Consider the following 19,380-nt stretch of genomic DNA (forward strand, 5'->3'; position numbering starts at 1 on the left):
GCCTCCTTCTTTATCTAACCGTTAACTGGCTTTTTCCGGATGTAGTGCGACATCGTTGATCGGAGCCATTGAAAATCTTGTTTGGAAATAAGCAGTCTTGGAATCTTCATTTTTAGAACGAATTTAACATTACATAAAATGAAAATGAACCGTAGAATCCCCGAAGACAGCATTGCTATCCCTGCACCCGTCAATCCATATCTCGGCACGAGTATGGACAGCAATGGAATGACGAGCGCCAATCCGACACCCTGTAGAATGGTAACCAGTTTGGGCTTACCCAACGCCATAAATTGTTGTGCCAGCACCATGGTCCCTCCACTGATAGCAACCTCAAGCACCAAGAACCGGAATACCGTGAGCGCTTGTTTAAACTCTTGACCATATAACAATGTAAATACGAACGGAGCAATCAGCATCAGCATCACCGCAGCCAGAAAGGTTGCCGTTGATGTCACTCGAAATGCCCGAAATGTTATGGCCACCGCCTCTTCCTTATTCAGACCAGAGGCTTTGGGAAACAGCACGACAATGATTGAGGTAGAAAATACATTCACCATCCTGGCCAAGCTGACCGCTACTGCATATAAACCGAGATCAGCGGGTCTGAGCAGACCCGCAATCAAAATCTGATCAATATAAGTGGAAACCTGCCCCATGAGATCATTTCCGTATGAACCCATACCGTAGGTAAAGAGATTTTTAAATTGCGTCCAGCTGTTCTTTACCTTTGGTTTGTACAGCCGAATCATTCGTATCGTGACACCGATATAAATCGGCAAGCCTGGCAGTAAATAGGCCAATGCCGAGGTGTACGGATTCATATTTCCGGTTAAGATCAGAATCGCCAGACCCAGCAGTGTACTCAGCGGTACCAGATACCGGAATAAATTGTACTGCTTATATTCCGAGCGAACTTGAAGCAATGCATTATTGATCTGTGAAATCGCTATGAGCGGACACATCATCATGGAGCACTGCGCGAAAAGTATGACCGATGAAGAAAAAGAGCGCAGCCAATAAGGAATTAGAAAAACTCCGACGAGTGTCGCCAAGCCCCCGAACATGGTAGCCAGCAGCAAGGCCAGACCATACAGCTTGCCCGTTTCCTCCGGTTTCCTTTTCGCATTGTAAATCAATGCAGACGGGACACCGAAGCTCATGCAGAAGGCGAGAAATTGGGACCAGTTCACCATCGCTGTCTGTTCCCCGCGTCCAGTAGGACCCAGGAATCGTGCCGTTAGCACACCAGTCAGCATATTCACGACGAGAATCAGCATACTGAATATCATCGTTTTTACTGCTGCAGAGCTGTTATCCTTGCTTTTGGCAAACCGAATCACTGTGGACCATAGTGTCCGGACAGGTGCGGATAATGCTTGTAAGTTTTGCACAGCCTTTACCTTCTTTCCGCGATGACATCTTTTGCCCATAGTCCTATTCCGATCATCATCCAGATCAGATAGCCGCGCATACCGGGGAAACCATTATCTGATATGAGACTGGCTACAGCTCCGGCCCACGTAGCCAACGCCAGTCTGATATAAGGCTGACTGGCATCTCGTTCGGCAATACGGGCGAGAAGGCGCTTGATGATAACGAACAGACCACCGAAGAAAAAGAATGCCCCGAAAATACCGAAGGTGAGGAAAATGGCGATATATCCATTATCCATAATCCCAAGTTCGCCGAGATCGCCGCCGTTATCAAGCTTCGTTCCGATTCCTACACTCCCGATTCCCTGCCCGACCGGATTGCCAGCAATCGCCGGAAGCATCGTATGCAGTAAATCCAAACGTTCATTGTACGAATGATCCTGCTGAATATCCGTCAGCGTCTGCATACGAGCCACCAAACCTTCTGCCCCTGGAAGTTTTGGAACAATGATGTAGAGAAGAAGGCCAACTATAGCTAGTTGAAACAAGGTTTTCCACTTTCCCTTGGAAGATGAACTGAGAATGTAAGCCAGCAACATGACGAAGGCAATTAGCCAGGCTGAACGTACCAGCGTGATTAAGAGACAAACGACCGTCAGCAGGATTCCGATCCATCCCAAAGTGCCGCGCCAACGTTTTTCCATTAGCATGGGTACAAGTGCCATCGCCAGGAAAATAGCGCAGGGACCGGGCGAGTTCATGGAAGAAAATACTCTGATTTGAAGTGGTTCTGGAACACCAATGGAATTCATTTCTACATGATTCATCCAAAATGCATCCCACGGAGGCACCGTCAAGTACTGGATAATGCCGTAAATTGCCACAAGAACAGCAATGTTGGCATATGAATACAGCAGTCGGTCCAGCTCCTTCGCCTTCATGGGCTTAATCGCAAGATAAGGCAACAGGATCAAAGGAACCACATAATTGGCTAAATCATAAGCAAAAACAATACCATTTTTGAATAACCCGACCACACTTCCGTAGGCCAATTCTATGCCGAAAAATACAGCAATTCGGGTCAAGGGTTTTTCCGCCTGATGAATGCCTCGCAACACAGGAATAATCAACATACTGCTTACCAGCAGCGGTGCCACGCTCAACAAGGAAACCGAGTGATATGTTCCCTCCATCCAATCCGCAATGCGGCGGATTTCCGGGCCTACTGCCCACACTGCCAGTGTGTAAGGAATCAGTAGCCGCGATTGCAGGATCGCCAGCAGGAAGGCCGGAAAAACGAGTGCCAGCAATATGGCTCCCTGCTGGCTCATGGTGGGATTCATCTTGGCGCTGACAAATCCGATGGCGAGTGGCAGCATACAAGCCAGCAATCCCATGCCGATCATGCTGATTCCACGCCGATTTCCTAGCCAAACGGAAATCGGCTGATCTGCCAACCGACTCATGTTTCTCACCCCTGACCTCCCTTCATCCGCTTCCGCTTGAACATCTCCTTAAACAGCAGAACGAGAAATTGGGAATCCTCAATCAAATATCTTTTCCACAATCGTTTAGGCTCCTGAGACAACCTCCAGAACCATTCAAATCCCGTCTTCTGCATCAGCTCCGGTGCTCTTTTCACATTTCCCGACAGGAAATCAAAGGTCGCTCCCACCCCAATCGAAATCGGAGCACGGTAAGTTTCATAATATCTGTAGATCCATTTTTCCTGTTTAGGTGCGCCTACACCTACAAAAACGATGTCCGGGCGAGCCTCTTGAAGCAGTTGGATAATGTGCCTATTCTCCTCCTCGTTTTTCTCAAAGCCATAAGAAGGAGAGTAACAGCCCACCACATTCATGTTCGGATAAGATTCCTGGAGATTGAGCATAGCCTTCTCAGGAATACCGTCAGCTGCACCCAGAAAAAATAAACGATAGCCTCGATCCTCAAAAGCCTCTCCCAGCCGAGTGAACAAATCTGACCCGGACACCTTTTGTTTGAGGGGCTTTTTCAGTAACTTAGACGCCCATATGATAGGCATCCCATCGGCCACTACAGCTCCGGCATCCGAATACACCTTGCGGAATTCATCATCCTTGCGAAGCTTGATCACATGATCGACATTACAGGTCAAAATGTAGGAATGACGCTGATGTTCAATAGAAGTATCTATAAATTCGAGTAGATCATTAAAATCATAATTATCAAAGTTGACATCGAACATGTTCACTCTGCTCATCGTATCACTTCTCTTTGCGAAAATCGGTTTGAGTAGATGTCTGGTATAACGCGTTCAAATACCAGCAAAATGGAATAATCATCTGAACCGTCGACAACGTATTATCTGAAAACGAGTAGATCAGAAAGCCTGCAATTAAGCTTGCAAAATAAGGTTTGATAGACTTGGCAAGCGACCGGTAAATGAGAGCGAACACGATCAGCAATGAAAGCATTAATAGCCCGCAACCGATATATCCCGTGTCAAAATAAAAGCGTATATACTCGTTATGCGGTACAACAAAGCCATTGAATAATGTCCCGTCGTTCGCAACCGTTACCGCGCCAAGACCTCTCCCTGACCAAGGGTAATCATGTACTCTGTTCAAAAAATATTCCCATGCCTCCGAGCGTCCCGACAGGTCAATGCCTGTATCGGTCTCCCGTTCGAAGGAGCGTTTTTTTAAATTGTTCCATTGCAGGGCCACCGCCCCCAGAGCAACCAAAAACGATCCGGCCAGCGGTAGCAAATAATTGACTTTCCCCTTGAGGTACTGACGGGCAATATCAAACAGATACACAGCAAACATTAATAACAATGCCAGAATCGGTCCACGTGTACCGGTGGCGATCAGAATCAGAAAGTTCAGTGCCAACACAGTGTAATAAAAAGCGGCTTGCTTGGGTTTACGCTTAACTTCAATTAGAGAGACAGCAATTCCGAGAAAGGAGAGCATTGCCAGATGCGGCGGTATATTCGCTCCTTGTACTCTGACTGCGCCCGTAAATTCTACATCCGTAAACGAATGCAGCCCTAGAAGCTGCAAACCCAGTCCAATGACCACACTAATAATGGGCAACAAACTGATCAGTCGGATATGCTTTTCTGCCACATCCTTTTTCCACTGGATCAGTAAAAAAAAGAAAGGGAGTGATAAACCGACGAACGCCTTGACGGCAATCGAGGTCGTTAACAAAGGCAGCCATGCTGAAAATCCAAATGTAATCCCCAGCATGATCACCAATGCCCAGACCGGATAGCTGAACTTGAGACGTATGCCATACACGAGCATACACGGCACCAGCAGAGCCAAAATGCCCAATTTGTACAATGACAAAATCTCAATACCGAACACGCCACCCTGATACAGAGAATCGACTGAGACTGCTGTACTTAGCAAAACAGCGTAGCTGATGCGCTCTGGATGATGAATGGAAACAGCCAGCAAGAGCAGCAAACATACCGCCGCAATACTGACCACCGGCTGATAGGTAGCCGCAATTCCTACAGCAAGAGCGCCCAGTAGAAAAATAAAAACATGCTGTATGGTGTTTATTCTAGTAGTCCAAGGATAGTTACTCATGTTCCATCTTTCACCCCGCAGCTGACTCGCTTTTCCGGTTGCGCAGTGTATCCAGCGTCCCACGGATACTTTCAAGCCTGCACCGGTTCAACAGCTTCCTGCCCTCACTACGCGCCAGCAGGGAATCCACAGTGATGTATAACACTTTGGCTGCCGTCTTCGCCATCAGCATCGCGTTGCCGCGCAGACCTACGGCCTGAGCAGCGTTAGACATGCCCTGACAATAGTAGCGGTTCATGATCCATTCTTTCGTTAACCGTGAAGCCGGCACAAAATGTTCCACAGACATGTGTGGATGATACATAATCGTCCCACCATTTTTACGGATTTGCTCGAATACCCACGATTCTTCACCAGATAGAAGGATATCTCCCTTTCTGCCTAGATGAAGCGGGAACATAACGGCGGCAAAAGCCGTTTTGCGCATCGCCATATTCGCTCCAAATGGATTCAGTCCCGACGGATATTCACGAACGGCTTTGCCCAGATCAATAATCGTGTAAGGCAGTTCAAGCGGGCCTGTCAGCCAACCCGGTCGTTCCGTCTCAAACATAGGGTCAATTTTCCCACCCATAGCCGTCAGCTCAGGATTGTTCCCGAATGCTGACATAATCGTTTGCAACCATGTAACACACGGAATTGCATCATCATCGAGAAAAGCAATGACTTCCGCTCTTGATAACGTAATGCCTGCATTACGAGCAGCAGACAGTCCTTGTTCGCGCTCATAATGATATCGGAGATGGATATTCTGACCATGGGCGACGGTGAACCTTTTGATCGTCGCTGCTGTATGATCGGTGGATCGGTTATCGACCACAATGATCTCAGCCAGTGCAAGGTCTTCCAGCTCCAGCAGGGACATTAACGTTTTCTCCAGCAGGTCCGCCCGGTTATAGGTGCAAATAACGACGGACACTGCGGGACATCGCTTGAATGCATCCATCAGTAAGCATCCTTGGAGAACAGCATTTTAACGCCTGTTTTCATGATGATTTTCAAATCGAGCCACGTATTGCGAACATGAATATACTTCAAATCCATTTGCACCATTTCTTCGAAGCCTACACTGTTACGTGCGCTCACCTGCCAGTAACCCGTACATCCCGGTGTTACAATCAGGCGTTGCTTATCATAATCGGAATATAGCTCGACCTCGCTGGGCAACGGCGGACGCGGACCGACTAAGGTCATGTCGCCGACCAACACGTTCCACAGCTGCGGAATCTCATCAATACTCGTCTTGCGCAGAAAACTGCCAATTTTCGTGATCCGAGGATCGTTTTTAATTTTGAACATGGCGCCGCTCACTTCATTCAGCTCCATCAAGTCCTTTTTCAGTTCCTCAGCATTGGACACCATTGAACGGAATTTATACATATCGAATAACTTCTCATTCTTGCCCACCCGAGTTTGCTTGAAAAACACGCTTCCCTTTGGGTCTTCGAGCTTAATCAAAACGCCTACCACTACAAAAAGCGGAAGCAAGACGATCAAGCCCACGAACGACAGCAGCATATCAAGGAGGCGTTTTGTGACCAGGTAGGACGTTTTATCCTGAATTTGTGTATTTCCGTATGGCATGTAAAACGCTTTACCTGACATGACAGCCTCGCCGTCCTCCGGTAAATTTTCCATGCTCATGCTGACGTACCCCCTCTCAACCTGCCGTGGTTGCTTTCTCGGTCTTTTTCAACCATTCATTCATGGCCTCCATAACCGGATACTTCAAATCATCGCTGGCAAGTGCAAATTCAAGTGTGGTTAGAATATATCCAAGACGTTCACCTACGTCATAACGTGTGCCTTCAAAATCATAGGCGTACACACGCTCACTCTGATTCAGCTTTTGGATCGCATCCGTCAACTGAATTTCGCCGCCAGCTCCTTTTTCTTGAAGATCAAGATATTTGAAAATTTTCGGCGAGAACACGTAGCGACCCATAATGGCCAAATCGGATGGCGCTGTGCCTGGAGCCGGTTTTTCAATAAAATTATTCACTCGGTACAAGCGTCCGTCCTGCTGATCCGGTTCAATGATGCCGTACCGGTTCGTAAATTCTTGCGGTACCCGCTGCACACCGATAACCGAATTTTGAGTTTCCTCATACTGATCCATCAGCTGACGAAGGCAAGGCTTCTGACCTGTTACGATATCATCGCCCAGCAGCACACCAAACGGCTCGTCCCCGATAAAGCGTCTTGCGCACCATACCGCATGTCCGAGACCTTTGGGTTCTTTTTGGCGAATGTAGTGAATTTCCACTCCCGAAGAACGCTGTACTTCCTCCAGAAGCTTCAGCTTACCGTCCTCGAGCAGTTTGGATTCCAGCTCAAATGCGTTGTCAAAGTGGTCCTCAATGGCACGTTTGCCTTTACCCGTAACAATAATAATGTCCTCAATACCAGAAGCAATCGCTTCTTCCACGATATATTGAATCGTAGGCTTGTTGATAATTGGAAGCATTTCCTTAGGCATCGCTTTTGTGGCAGGGAGGAAGCGCGTACCTAACCCTGCTGCTGGAATAATGGCCTTTTTCACTCTTTTCGTCATCGCACTCATTCTCCTTGCTTCATCGAATTTTGGTGTTGCTTACTTCACCTGATTCATCACAATTCCAACCAGCGTCGCACTGGCCTGCTCCATGAGTTGCTTTGTTTTACGTAGATCTTCCCGTTTGGTACGACCATGTCTAGCAACGAGAATCACACCATCCGTTAAGCCTGCAATCAGGCGAGCATCCGTATAATTCAGCGCCGGAGCCGAATCGAGTAAAATGATGTCATATTCACGTTTGAGTTCTTCCAGTAGCTCAGCCATACGTTCGCTACCGAGCAGATCTGCTGCGTTGTACAGGGTGTCTCCACCAGGAACAACCGATAGCTCCAGGCCACCATGCCTAACGATAGACTTGGAAGAAGCCCCACCGCGCAAATAAGCCGATAGACCTCCGGTATTCTCCATTCCGAATATCTCGTGCAGCGCTGGTTTATGCAGATTGCAATCCACCAGAGCCACCTTCTTGCCTTCTTGCGCAAAGGAAACTCCGATGTTGGCGAGTAGTGTAGTTTTACCCGCTCCGCTTTCCGGCGAGGTCAACAATAGAACCGTGCCACGGTCCTTTTGCCCAATCACCTGCTGCCGGATGTATGTACGGAGGGATCGAAATGATTCCGAGATATACGATGATGGATTACTTTCTGTAATCAACATGTCATTCAATCGCAGCATATTTACGCTCCCCTACCCGTTCTTTGGAATTTCCGGCTGCTCCATCGACGTCCTTCTTGCGAATAACTGGAATCGATGCAATTACCGGAATACCGATGTCCGCGTCCGCTTCTTTCTCCGAGCGCAGCGTACCGTTAATGCTTTCTAGGAACACAATCGTGCCCAATGCAATCATCAGCGATACGAGAAAACTAATCGCAATATTCATGAGCGGGTTCCCATTAATCGGGTCAGGATTGGCCTGAGGGTCCGCTTCATTTAAAATTTTCACATTATTCAATTCCATCAATCCCGGAACTGTCTGTACGAATTTCTGGGTTACCGCGTTTACAACCGCTGCGGCCTGTGGATAGCTCCCTGCCTCAAACGTCAAACCGATAACCTGACTTTTATCCGAGGATTTAATCTGCAGTTTCTCTGCCAACTTCTGCTGCGTCAAACCGAACTCGGGATGAGCCGCTACAACAGCGTCCATAATTTTAGGTGAAGTGAGAATTTGCTTGTAGCTTTCCACCAAATTAAGACTTGTGTTGACGTCGTTCAGATTGTTGCTCCCCTGCTTGGCGGAAATATGATTAACCAGCAGTTGGCTTGAAGCGGAATAGACTGGCTTCACGACATTGTCGCTCACAAAGTATGTTGTTACACATGAGAGAATGACAAAAATCGCGATCAGCCACAATCTTCTTTTAATCAGGACTAGATAATCCAAAATGGTTTTCTCCACAAAAATCCTCCCTCCTACACAATTTCTCTTCTTATTTTAAGTATGATCTAATTGTAACAATCCGTTGTGTGAACGACATGGAACCGAATGGCACTTTCTCCCTCACTACGGGGGGAGGGGAATGTATACTTTCGGATACGGCATGGTATACTTTTGTACCATGCTTTGTCGATTATGGAAAAAGAAATCGAAAAAAGCCTCAAAATCACAAAGCTTGGTGATTTTGAGGCTTTTCTTTCCACTCGCACATGAAAGTGCAGCGTAGCTTATAGAGTCAGCGCATCATTGTTGGCTCGTACTTCGCCAGACCGATGGCATTGGCATACAATGCTGCCTGCGTACGATCCGCCAGCCGCAGCTTGGCCAAGATCTGACTGACATGCTTTTTGACTGTGAACTCACTGATAAATAACCGGGATGCAATTTCACGATTGCAAGCTCCTTGTCCCAGCTCGACCAGCACTTCCTTTTCCTTTGGCGTCAGGTCGTCGGTCAGATTGCCCGCATCTTCACGCAGCTTGTTTTCGAGAATAGCCGGATCATAATATTTGCGTCCTTTGTTGACAAGATGAATCGCGTAAATTAGTTCCTCAGGCAATGCTTCCTTAAGCACATAACCGTCCACGGAAGCTTCCTCTGCTTTTAGAAAATCTTCACGTGTTGCGGAAGAAGTCAGCAAAATAAATTTGCTTCTGAAACCGCGTCCGCGCGCTATCTTGATAATATCCAGCCCCGATTCATCAGCTAGTTTCAAATCCAGCAGCACCAGATCCGGATCCGTTTCCTCGATCACCACAAGTGCTTCCTGTTGATTCTGGGCCTCTCCCGCAAACTGAACATTGGGCTGCATGGATATAACCGCAGCGAGTCCTTTCCGTACTAAAGGATGATCATCGACAATGACAATTTTCATGATTCGGCCTCCTGTCTACAGTTCAGGATTTGCATAATCCCTATGTATCCGATTGTTACCGCAGATTTTGTATTGCAGAATGTTCACACATTTTATTCGAGGATTTTGCAAAATCCTCATTCATAAGCATTTACCGGAATGGACAATCGGATCTGTGTTCCCTCTCCGATTCGACTTGAAATATCAAATTCGCCTCCCATCGATTGAGCTAAATATTCCATATTCATCATGCCCAGGCCCCCGCCTGCACTGACCGCCTCACCTCCTGCTACCATTCTCGCCGTCTCAAACCCTACTCCGTCGTCATGAATAGACAGTCTAATCACTTGGGGCGTCAATTTTAACTTCACATCAATTCGCTTGGCCAATCCATGACGGATTGCGTTCCCCGCCGCTTCGGAAATGATGCGGAATAAAGCCTTTTGGTACAAATACGGAAGTGAATAATGATCACCATGAATGTCAAAATCAATTTGTACATGGTTCAGCTTGGAGAGTGTATGCAGATGACTTTTCACCGTCCCTAACCAAGTTGAGCCTCCGCTTTTTTTCGAACTTAAACTATGAATCGCCCCTTTCAGCTCTCTAACCGCTTGGTTGGCTGATTGCTGAATTAGATCAATTTGCTCCTCCACCTGCTCCTTTGGCTGATGACACCAGGTTTGCCGGAGAGAATGCGTTGCGTACACAATACCAAAAAGACTTTGAGAAACATTGTCATGCATTTCATTTGCAATCCGGTTCTGCTCATTCGTCACAATCAGCTGATTTTCAATACGCTCCAGCTCATAGCGCTCCAAGAACACAGCGCTCAGCTCAGCCAAGAATATCAGTTGTTGCACGAGCCAGCGTCTTCCTGTCAGACTTTGATCCGGGCCCAGCTTGAGGCCAATCGTCGCTACAAAACGGGTCGTCATCGGTACGGTGATCATGAGGAAATCGCCCCATTCTGGCAGATGTCTGAAAAATGGTTCACGCTCTTCCCTGAATTCCTCCCGATAATTCCCCAGCTCCTCGAATAGCTGCTCCTCCTCCTCTACCGTCCAGCCTGTCTGGCTGCTTTCCGGTGCATCCTCCTCCTGACTATCCAGCCAGAAAAATGCACGGCTCTGCTTGGTTAGCTTGACCGTATAGTCCGAGATGACTTGACCGAGATTTAAAGCCTCATTGTGGCTGGTCGTCTCCATGATGTGGTAAATCGACTTGATATGATCCATCGTCTCATTGGCTTGTTCTTTAGCCACCTTCAGTTCGTCCTTCATGACGCCGATAACCTGCATTGCCATCGTAGTTGCGATCAGTACCAGAAACAAATTGATGTTCTGCAATATAAGATCCCACAAAAAATATTGACCTGGTGTAAAAAAGATATAACAAAATGTAAGCACCAAGCCGATATAAGAAAGGAGGAGTGTCCAACTGTATCTCATAGACAGATGAGCACAAGCCACCAGCATGGGGGTAATCACATACCATTTGAACGGGCTATCCATCCCTCCGGTTGGGAACAACAACAAAATGATCCCTGCTGTTTCTAGTGCAATGCTACATTTCAATACCATATCATGAAGTCTGTATTTACGGTAAATCCAAGTAAATGCTGTAACGGATAAAAATAGAAAACCAATCAGTAATAGCTTCTGCCACACGATTAATCTAGATGATTCGAACAGAAAAACAAGTGACGTTAAAGATAGTGATACATAACGGTATAAAAAAATCATTTGGTCTTCTGCTGACTTCCTCAACTTCATCCTGTCACCCTATTCTGTGTTTTGAAGGGACGATGGGCATATTAGGTTTGTTTGTGTTTGTGTACTCTAAAAAAATCATAACCAATCCAAAAATAAATAACAAGACATAAACTCTTACGTAAACGGTTACATTCCAAAAAATTTGGTACTTTTTATAACATATTTACCGTTTCAGGAAAACATTTTGGGGGTAATGTCAGAATTTATGACGTTTGTCAAGGAAATAAATCACATTTTTGTAACCTAAAAAAGACTTGCTGGTACCACCGTGATTATAACAGCGGTATTCAGCGAGTCCTTTTTTAGTAAATTTGGTAGTCTACATTTTAACCCCCGGCACGCGCCAATTCACGCATATTGGCTTCAAATGCTGCCAACAGAGCTTCATCTCCGCTCAAACCAGTTGCCTCTTCTTTTTGGATCTGTTCAATCATACGCTTGTAATCCTTTGGAATCACTCGTACAAACTGCTGAATCGCAGTCTGCCAATCATCCAAAATACGTTGTCCCGCTTCACTACCCGTGTAAGTGACATGGCGTTGAATCAAGCCGCGCAAATCCGCTGCTTCTGCAGGATCTTCCACACCTTCCAGCAACACCATTTCCAGATTACAACGGCTCAGGAACGTCCCCTCAGGGTCATAGACATAGGCAATACCACCGGACATTCCGGCTCCAAAATTCCGTCCGGTTCCACCCAATACAGCTACACGTCCGCCCGTCATATATTCGCAACCATGATCACCAACGCCCTCAACTACAATACGTGCGCCGGAGTTCCGAACGGCAAAGCGCTCGCCTGCGATTCCGCTAATGTAAGCTTCACCGCTGGTCGCTCCATACAAGGCTGTATTTCCGATAATAATGTTTTCTTCTGCCTTAAAGGTCGCTTTGTGAGACTTTTTCACAATAATCTTACCGCCAGATAGCCCTTTACCGACATAGTCATTGCTATCGCCTTCCACGCTCAGCGTGATGCCTTTCGGAATAAATGCCCCGAAGCTCTGACCTGCCGATCCAATAAAGTTAAAGCGAATCGTATCCTCAGGCAGACCCGCCGCTCCATACTTACGGGTGACCTCGCTGCCCAGAATCGTTCCTACCGCCCGATTCACGTTTGTAATAGGTAAGGTACCCTCAACAGGCGTTCCGTTCTCCAGCGCTTCCGCAGCCATCGGTACGAGCTGTTGCATGTCGAGTGTTTCTTCCAGACCGTGATTTTGGCGTTGTACACGGTAACGTACACTACCTTCTTCCAACTCAGGAACATGCAACAGCAAGCTCAGGTCTACGCCCTTCTTCTTCCAGTGCGAATCGGCGTTCACGGTATCCAGACAATCCGTACGTCCAATCATTTCCTGAATCGTACGGAAGCCCAATTCCGCCATAATTTCACGGACATCTTCTGCGATGAAACGCATAAAATTCACCACATGGGCAGGATCGCCCATATAATTTTTGCGTAGCTCCGGATTCTGCGTAGCCACACCAACCGGACATGTATCCATTTGGCATACCCGCATCATAATACAACCCAACGCCACGAGCGGCGCTGTAGAGAAGCCGTATTCTTCCGCGCCCAACAGGGCAGCTACTACCAAATCGCGGCCAGACAGCATCTTGCCGTCTGTCTCCAATACCACGCGATCGCGCAGGTTGTTTAGCATCAGCGTCTGATGCGTCTCCGCCAGGCCCAGCTCCCAAGGCATACCCGCATGGCGGATGGAGCCTTGCGGGGAAGCGCCTGTACCACCGTCATAACCGCTGACCAGAATAATGTCAGCACGGCCTTTTGCTACCCCTGTAGCAATCGTGCCTACGCCTACTTCTGACACCAGTTTCACGTTAATGTCAGCACGCGGATTGGCGTTTTTGAGATCATAGATGAGCTCTGCCAAATCCTCGATAGAATAAATATCGTGATGCGGCGGTGGTGAAATCAAACCTACTCCTGGCGTAGAACCACGTACCTCAGCGACCCAAGGGTATACCTTCCGTCCTGGCAGTTGTCCACCTTCGCCCGGCTTAGCGCCTTGCGCCATTTTGATCTGAATTTCGTCAGCATTCACCAAGTAATTCGATGTTACACCGAATCGGCCCGACGCTACCTGCTTAATCGAACTGCGGCGAGAATCGCCATTGGCATCCGGTATGAAACGTGCAGGGTTCTCCCCACCTTCACCCGTATTGCTCTTGCCACCGATCCGATTCATCGCAATCGCCATATCTTCATGCGCTTCCTGACTGATCGAGCCAAAGGACATGGCTCCTGTCTTGAAGCGACGCATAATGGATGCAGCGGATTCCACTTCATCCAGCGGCACAGGCTCACCAGCAGGCTTCAATTGAAGCATGGAGCGAATCGTCAAATACTGTTCAGATTCACCCTGTATCAGCTTGGCGTACTTCTTGTAAAGCTCGTAGTCTCCCGAGCGTACCGACTGCTGGAGCAAATGCACCGTTTGCGGGTTAAACAAATGCTCTTCCCCATCGTTACGCCATTGATAGTCGCCGCCCGAATCCAGTACTTTGTCGTTGCCGTCCTTGTCAGTGAAAGCACGGTTATGATGAACCAGCGCTTCCGTAGTCACTTCCTCCAGACCAATACCGCCAATGCGGGAAGGTGTCCAGGTGAAATAACGGTCAACAAAATCCTGCTTCAGACCTACAGCCTCAAAAATTTGTGCTCCACGGTACGATTGAATCGTGGAAATACCCATTTTGGACAATATTTTAACGACACCCTTCGTTGCCGCTTTAATATAATTTTTAACTGCCTTTTCGTGCGAGATGCCGCGCAACAAGCCCTGCTGAATCATGACATCCAGCGTTTCAAAAGCCAGATACGGATTAACCGCGCTCACACCGTAGCCAAGCAGCACCGCATAATGGTGAATATCCCTTGGCTCCCCGGACTCCAGCAAAATGCTCACACGTGTGCGTGTACCCTGCTTAATCAGATGGTGATGCAGGCTGGAAACAGCTAGCAACGCCGGAATGGCCGCATTTTCCGCATCCACTCCACGGTCGGACAAAATCAGGATGTTATGACCTTTGTCAATGACACGGTCAGCCGCCTCAAACAATCCTTCCAGCGCCTTGCGTAAGCCCTCAGCGCCTTCCTTCGCTTCAAAGAAGATCGGAATTGTCATCGATTTGAAGCCAGGACGGTGTACGTGGCGAATTTTAGCAAACTCCTCATTCGACAACACCGGCGAATCCAAACGAATCTGACGACAGCTTTCCGGTTCTGGATGCAGTAAATTGCGCTCTGGTCCAATCGTAGTTGCGGTTGACGTTACAATCTCCTCACGAATGGCGTCAATCGGCGGGTTCGTGACTTGAGCAAACATTTGTTTAAAGTAATTGTACAAACGTTGCGGACGATCAGACAGCACCGCCAATGGTGCATCGTACCCCATTGAACCAATCGGTTCTGCACCTGTAAGTGCCATCGGCTCCAGAATTTTGCGCAGTTCTTCAAACGTATATCCAAAAGCGAGCTGAAGCTGATTTACATTTTCATGTTTAGGCTCCGGCTGTTCCAGTGCTTCCGGCAGCTCATCCAAATCAACCAAGTGCTCATCCAGCCATTGCTGATAAGGTTCCTCGGAAGCAATACGTTCCTTTAACTCTTCGTCAGAAACGATACGGCCTTCTTGAGTATCAACCAGCAGCATACGACCCGGACGGAGACGATCCTTATAGAGCACATTTTCAGGAGCAATATCCAATACGCCCGCCTCTGAAGACAGTGCGATCAGATCGTCCTTGGTCACATAGTAACGTGCAGGACGCAGACCGTTGCGGTCGAGAATGGCTCCGATTTGGATACCGTCTGTAAACGCCATCGCAGCCGGTCCGTCCCACGGCTCCATCATAGTGCTGTGATATTCATAAAATGCCCGTTTCTTCGGGTCCATGGTTTCATGCTTGTTCCAAGGTTCCGGCACCATCATCATGGCTACATGAGGAAGGGAACGTCCGCTCAGATACAGAAACTCCAGTGTATTATCAAACATGGCTGTATCTGAGCCATCTGGGTTAATGACTGGTTTTACCTTCTTGATATCTCCGCCAAACGCTTCGCTTTCAAACTGCGCCTGGCGAGCATGCATCCAGTTCACGTTGCCGCGCATAGTATTAATTTCGCCGTTGTGAATCATAAAACGATAAGGATGCGCACGGTCCCAGCTCGGGAACGTATTCGTGCTAAAACGGGAATGGACCAGCGCGATCGCCGATGTCACCCGCTCATCCTGCAAATCTAAATAAAATTTGCCTACCTGCTCGGTTGTGAGCATTCCTTTGTATACAACCTTGCGACATGACAAACTTGGAATATAGAACGACTCGCCGTTCTCATCCTCTTGGTTATAGCGAATAGCAAGCTCTGCACGTTTGCGAATGACATACAGTTTCCGTTCGAAGTCCAGCTCTTCCTTCAAATCGCTACTGCGACCGATGAATACCTGACGCACGCCTGGTTTAGCTGCTTTTGCCGATTTACCCAGCATTTCGTCATAAGTTGGAACATCGCGAAAACCCAAACAATTTTGACCTTCGTCCACGATGATATCTCTTAGCTTCTGCTCATGCACTTCACAAACTTTTGGATCATTGGATACAAAAAGCATACCCACGCCATAATGTCCGGCCTTTGGCAATTTAAAGCCCAATCGCTCCGCTTCCTCTTGAAAAAACAGATGAGGAACTTGAATCATGATCCCTGCTCCGTCACCGGAGTTTGGTTCACTTCCCTGACCGCCCCGATGCTCCATATTCACGAGCATGGTCAAAGCCTGACTTACAATATTGTGCGATGGTTTTCCCTTGATGTGGGCAACAAAGCCCATGCCGCAGGCGTCTTTTTCGAATTGGGGATCATATAGTCCCTGTTTGGGTGGTAAACCTGTCTGTCTCATGGAACGCAACCTTTCTGTTATAAAGTCATGCTGGCCTGAAATACAGGCGGCCGAATAGAAGACAGTGGCGACAAGAGGTAACTCAAAGAACAACTACGAGGAATGGGGGACAAAACATGTGACGTATTCAAGGCGGTACGGTCCGCCGAATGCGTATGTTTTTCAATAATTATGCAATGGCTTGACTTGAAAAATACGTCGATTCCACTGATGAATCTAATTAGTTCTATCATTTTATCATTGACCTATCATGTTAGCAATTCAAAGTTTTTATGATTGTGATAATAAATCTTTTACATTACAGCTTCAACGTATCAATGCAAAAATATCTCATTTTTATGTATAAATATTCACTTTTAAAAAATAGCCTTTCCTATTCCTCTAAGGAACAGAAAAGGCTGACAAAGGAGATTTGATGAGTTTATAGACCATCAAGTATATTCCCGTAAATCAGATATCCGTATTAAAATTCGAGACTTTCGCCGGGCTTCAATGCTTTCCCTTCAATACCTTCTTTGTGCAGACGATCACAGAAGCCGTCTCCGTCCTGCTCAATACCCGGGAACGTATTGTAATGCACCGGTATTACGCGGCTTGCACGCAGCCATTTTGCTGCCAGCAGTGCATCCTCCGGTCCCATCGTATAACCATCTCCGATGGGCAATACCGCAGCATCGATGGAGTTAGTTTCGCCAATGAGACGCATATCGCCAAACAGGCCAGTATCCCCTGCATGGAAAAAGGTTTGGCCTCCCATGGTCAATAAGATCCCCGCCGGCTCTCCCATGTAAATGATTTGCCCGTCCACCGTCAAAGATGAGCTGTGGAATGCAAGCGTGAATTTCACATGGAAACCGTCAAAGTGGTGACCTCCACCCAGATTCATACCGTGAGCTTTGGCCCCCAAGGATGAACAATATTCGGCCAGTTCCGCGACCGCGATTACTGGACAATCATTGCGCTTGGCAATTTCAACAGCATCTCCAAAATGATCGGCATGACCGTGTGTCAACAGCACGGCATCCACCTGAATATCCTCGGCCTGTACGGTTGCTTTAGGATTTCCCGTCAAAAAAGGATCAATAATAATCCGTTTCCCCTCTGCCTCTACCAGTACAACTGAATGTCCATAATATGTGATTTTCATATCATCTACGCCTCCTTTGTCACTTTCATTATTTTGGTTACTTTCCTTTACCTATTATACCTCTTTTGCATACTGGCTTCACCTATACCCTAAAATTCGTTCACAAAGCTGAACCCTATTGTTTAGAAAGGGCTGTTATTTGTAGAAAGTATGATGACCGATAGTTTTCACCTTCGTACGCGAATGATGAACCGTAAGGTCCTGGGCCAACGTAAGCGACAGGAAAAAACAGGTGTTATCAGGCACGGCTTTATGGCCGTTCAAAGCAGCAGTAACCGCACGGATGCTGTCCTGGTTGGGCTGAACACGACGAAGACGCCCGTTCGCGACCGGACTAAATTGCGCTTTTTGATAAATCACTGCCTGAATCGTATCGGGAAATGGGGCTGACCGCAGCCGGTTTAAGACAACGTTGGCAACTGCCACTTTGCCTTCGTACGGTTCGCCTTCTGCTTCTGCCATCACTATTTTTTGCAGCAGGAGCAGTTCTTTAGCGGAGACAGGATAGCTCCAGGTAGACAACGCCTTGTCATCCTGCGTGAGCATTTTTGTCTTCGTAAAGTAGATGGTTGTAGGAGGGGTTAGGATTGCGGACTTGCTATGCTGGACCTCAGGCTTTTTCTTGCCTGTAGCAACGTTATTCCGAGCTTGTTCCGCCTGCTTCATCTGGGAAGCGGGTAACGGAGTCGGCATGATTTCTTTCCAGCTTGACTGCCCATGAGCAGCGACAAAGATGGGGCTTGTCCTGTTTGACCCGTTATGGGTCCCCATCCTGTCGCCATATGTAGGAGACGAAGAGTTCCCTGACCAGCTCAGAGATTGCATAGGTGTATTTTTATGATTTTTCTGTGTTTGCTGAACCTCAGCGTAGAGGCCTATCCCCAATATACAAACAAGCAGCACACTCAATAGAGGTGCAAACCAACGATGTTCTTTAACGATTTCCATAATGTTCCTCCCGTTAACTATAAGCACATTCCTCAGATATGTAACCTAAAATGCGCTTTTTGAATAACGCTGAAACACTATATCACTAAATTCGCTGATAGATCAAGGCATTCACCTCATTAATGGGAATGTTTGAATTATATGGTACATTGGTTTTTGACCCATTCGGGTTGCATATAAAACAAATTCTCCCACTTTCCATGGCTCGCTGCATCGGTCATTTGGCTGCCAAATAGACGGTGGAATAGCCTGCTTTCCTGTGTACGAACGTGCTAGGGTGATATGAGGTCGATAAGGTCGCTCCTCGGGTTTAAAACCCAGCGGTTCGGTAGCCTGGAGTATGGACTGGTACAGTTGATCCAGTGAATCACGCTGCCCGGTCACTCCCCTCCACAGTACACGCGGAAATTCTTCACGGCCAAAAAAACCTGCTTCTCCGATGCTGAGTGTGAACGGGTCATGCTCAGCTGCAGCTTGAACTAAAACCTGCTCAAGTTTCGGTATAACCGAGGTCTCCACATCACCCAAAAACTGAAGTGTCACGTGGTAATCTCTGAAATCACTCCATTTGCGAAAAGTCAGGTCTTTTAAATCCTGCTCCACCCAATAATGTAGCTTCTTCTTATGCTCATTCGGGAGAGCAATAGCTGTAAAAAGTCTTTGCGATTCATTTTTCATCAACCTATACCTCCTTTCCTAATTGATATTTGTGGATATCTCAAAAAGTAGCTGTTTGGATTGTCCCTGATCAGGGTAAAGCCATTTGTTGTTATA

15 protein-coding genes are annotated in these 19,380 nt (G+C 47.3%); all 15 read right to left on the bottom strand.

All coding sequences use genetic code 11. The annotated features are described in order from the left end of the window. Positions 1-14: 14 nt before the first annotated feature. The 15 genes from ACL9RM_RS12560 to thpR all read right to left on the bottom strand — a co-directional run bounded on the left by ACL9RM_RS12560 (position 15) and on the right by thpR (position 19,284). On the bottom strand, positions 15-1,394 hold the full coding sequence (locus ACL9RM_RS12560) for a lipopolysaccharide biosynthesis protein (RefSeq protein ID WP_069291326.1): 1,380 nt from the start codon (positions 1,392-1,394) through the stop codon (positions 15-17). 5 nt (positions 1,395-1,399) lie between these two features. Next, positions 1,400-2,842: an O-antigen ligase family protein gene (locus ACL9RM_RS12565; protein WP_250267662.1), complete on the bottom strand. Its 1,443-nt coding sequence runs from the start codon at positions 2,840-2,842 to the stop codon at positions 1,400-1,402. Positions 2,843-2,847: 5 nt separating this feature from the next. Next, the gene (locus ACL9RM_RS12570; RefSeq protein ID WP_028543109.1) at positions 2,848-3,618 is read right to left on the bottom strand and encodes a WecB/TagA/CpsF family glycosyltransferase; all 771 of its coding nucleotides are present in this window, start codon (positions 3,616-3,618) and stop codon (positions 2,848-2,850) included. 4 nt (positions 3,619-3,622) lie between these two features. Then, on the bottom strand, positions 3,623-4,960 hold the full coding sequence (locus tag ACL9RM_RS12575; protein ID WP_250267660.1) for an O-antigen ligase family protein: 1,338 nt from the start codon (positions 4,958-4,960) through the stop codon (positions 3,623-3,625). Positions 4,961-4,970: 10 nt separating this feature from the next. Continuing rightward, complete coding sequence (locus ACL9RM_RS12580) at positions 4,971-5,906, bottom strand: glycosyltransferase (RefSeq protein WP_061830280.1); 936 nt, start codon at positions 5,904-5,906, stop codon at positions 4,971-4,973. Next, positions 5,906-6,604 carry a sugar transferase gene (locus tag ACL9RM_RS12585; protein WP_323873141.1) on the bottom strand — a complete coding sequence of 233 codons (699 nt, stop codon included), beginning with the start codon at positions 6,602-6,604 and terminating at the stop codon, positions 5,906-5,908. The genes ACL9RM_RS12580 and ACL9RM_RS12585 overlap by 1 nt, the downstream gene beginning before the upstream one ends. A 16-nt stretch (positions 6,605-6,620) precedes the next feature. Continuing rightward, positions 6,621-7,514: a UTP--glucose-1-phosphate uridylyltransferase GalU gene (gene galU, locus ACL9RM_RS12590; protein ID WP_013309151.1), complete on the bottom strand. Its 894-nt coding sequence runs from the start codon at positions 7,512-7,514 to the stop codon at positions 6,621-6,623. Between the two features lie 39 nt (positions 7,515-7,553). Then, positions 7,554-8,192 (bottom strand): CpsD/CapB family tyrosine-protein kinase, encoded by a 639-nt coding sequence (locus ACL9RM_RS12595; protein WP_013309150.1) that lies wholly within the window; start codon positions 8,190-8,192, stop codon positions 7,554-7,556. After that, the gene (locus ACL9RM_RS12600) at positions 8,176-8,919 is read right to left on the bottom strand and encodes a YveK family protein (RefSeq protein WP_023987416.1); all 744 of its coding nucleotides are present in this window, start codon (positions 8,917-8,919) and stop codon (positions 8,176-8,178) included. Before ACL9RM_RS12600 ends, ACL9RM_RS12595 begins: the two co-directional genes overlap by 17 nt. Positions 8,920-9,193: 274 nt before the next feature. Continuing rightward, the gene (locus ACL9RM_RS12605) at positions 9,194-9,832 is read right to left on the bottom strand and encodes a response regulator (protein ID WP_069291324.1); all 639 of its coding nucleotides are present in this window, start codon (positions 9,830-9,832) and stop codon (positions 9,194-9,196) included. 116 nt (positions 9,833-9,948) lie between these two features. Then, complete coding sequence (locus ACL9RM_RS12610; RefSeq protein ID WP_061830283.1) at positions 9,949-11,586, bottom strand: sensor histidine kinase; 1,638 nt, start codon at positions 11,584-11,586, stop codon at positions 9,949-9,951. A gap of 326 nt (positions 11,587-11,912) precedes the next feature. Next, positions 11,913-16,511 (bottom strand): glutamate synthase large subunit, encoded by a 4,599-nt coding sequence (gene gltB, locus ACL9RM_RS12615; protein ID WP_414126343.1) that lies wholly within the window; start codon positions 16,509-16,511, stop codon positions 11,913-11,915. Between the two features lie 463 nt (positions 16,512-16,974). Continuing rightward, a complete protein-coding gene (locus tag ACL9RM_RS12620; protein WP_069291322.1) occupies positions 16,975-17,658 on the bottom strand; it encodes a metal-dependent hydrolase in 684 nt (227 codons plus the stop codon). A 135-nt stretch (positions 17,659-17,793) separates the two neighbouring features. Further along, positions 17,794-18,606: a cell wall hydrolase gene (locus tag ACL9RM_RS12625; RefSeq protein WP_025720522.1), complete on the bottom strand. Its 813-nt coding sequence runs from the start codon at positions 18,604-18,606 to the stop codon at positions 17,794-17,796. 111 nt (positions 18,607-18,717) lie between these two features. Then, a complete protein-coding gene (thpR, locus tag ACL9RM_RS12630) occupies positions 18,718-19,284 on the bottom strand; it encodes an RNA 2',3'-cyclic phosphodiesterase (RefSeq protein ID WP_250267657.1) in 567 nt (188 codons plus the stop codon). Between the last annotated feature and the right edge of the window lie 96 nt (positions 19,285-19,380).

The organism is Paenibacillus sp. S29 (genome assembly GCF_049319765.1).
Classification (GTDB): Bacteria; Bacillota; Bacilli; order Paenibacillales; family Paenibacillaceae; genus Paenibacillus; species Paenibacillus polymyxa_B.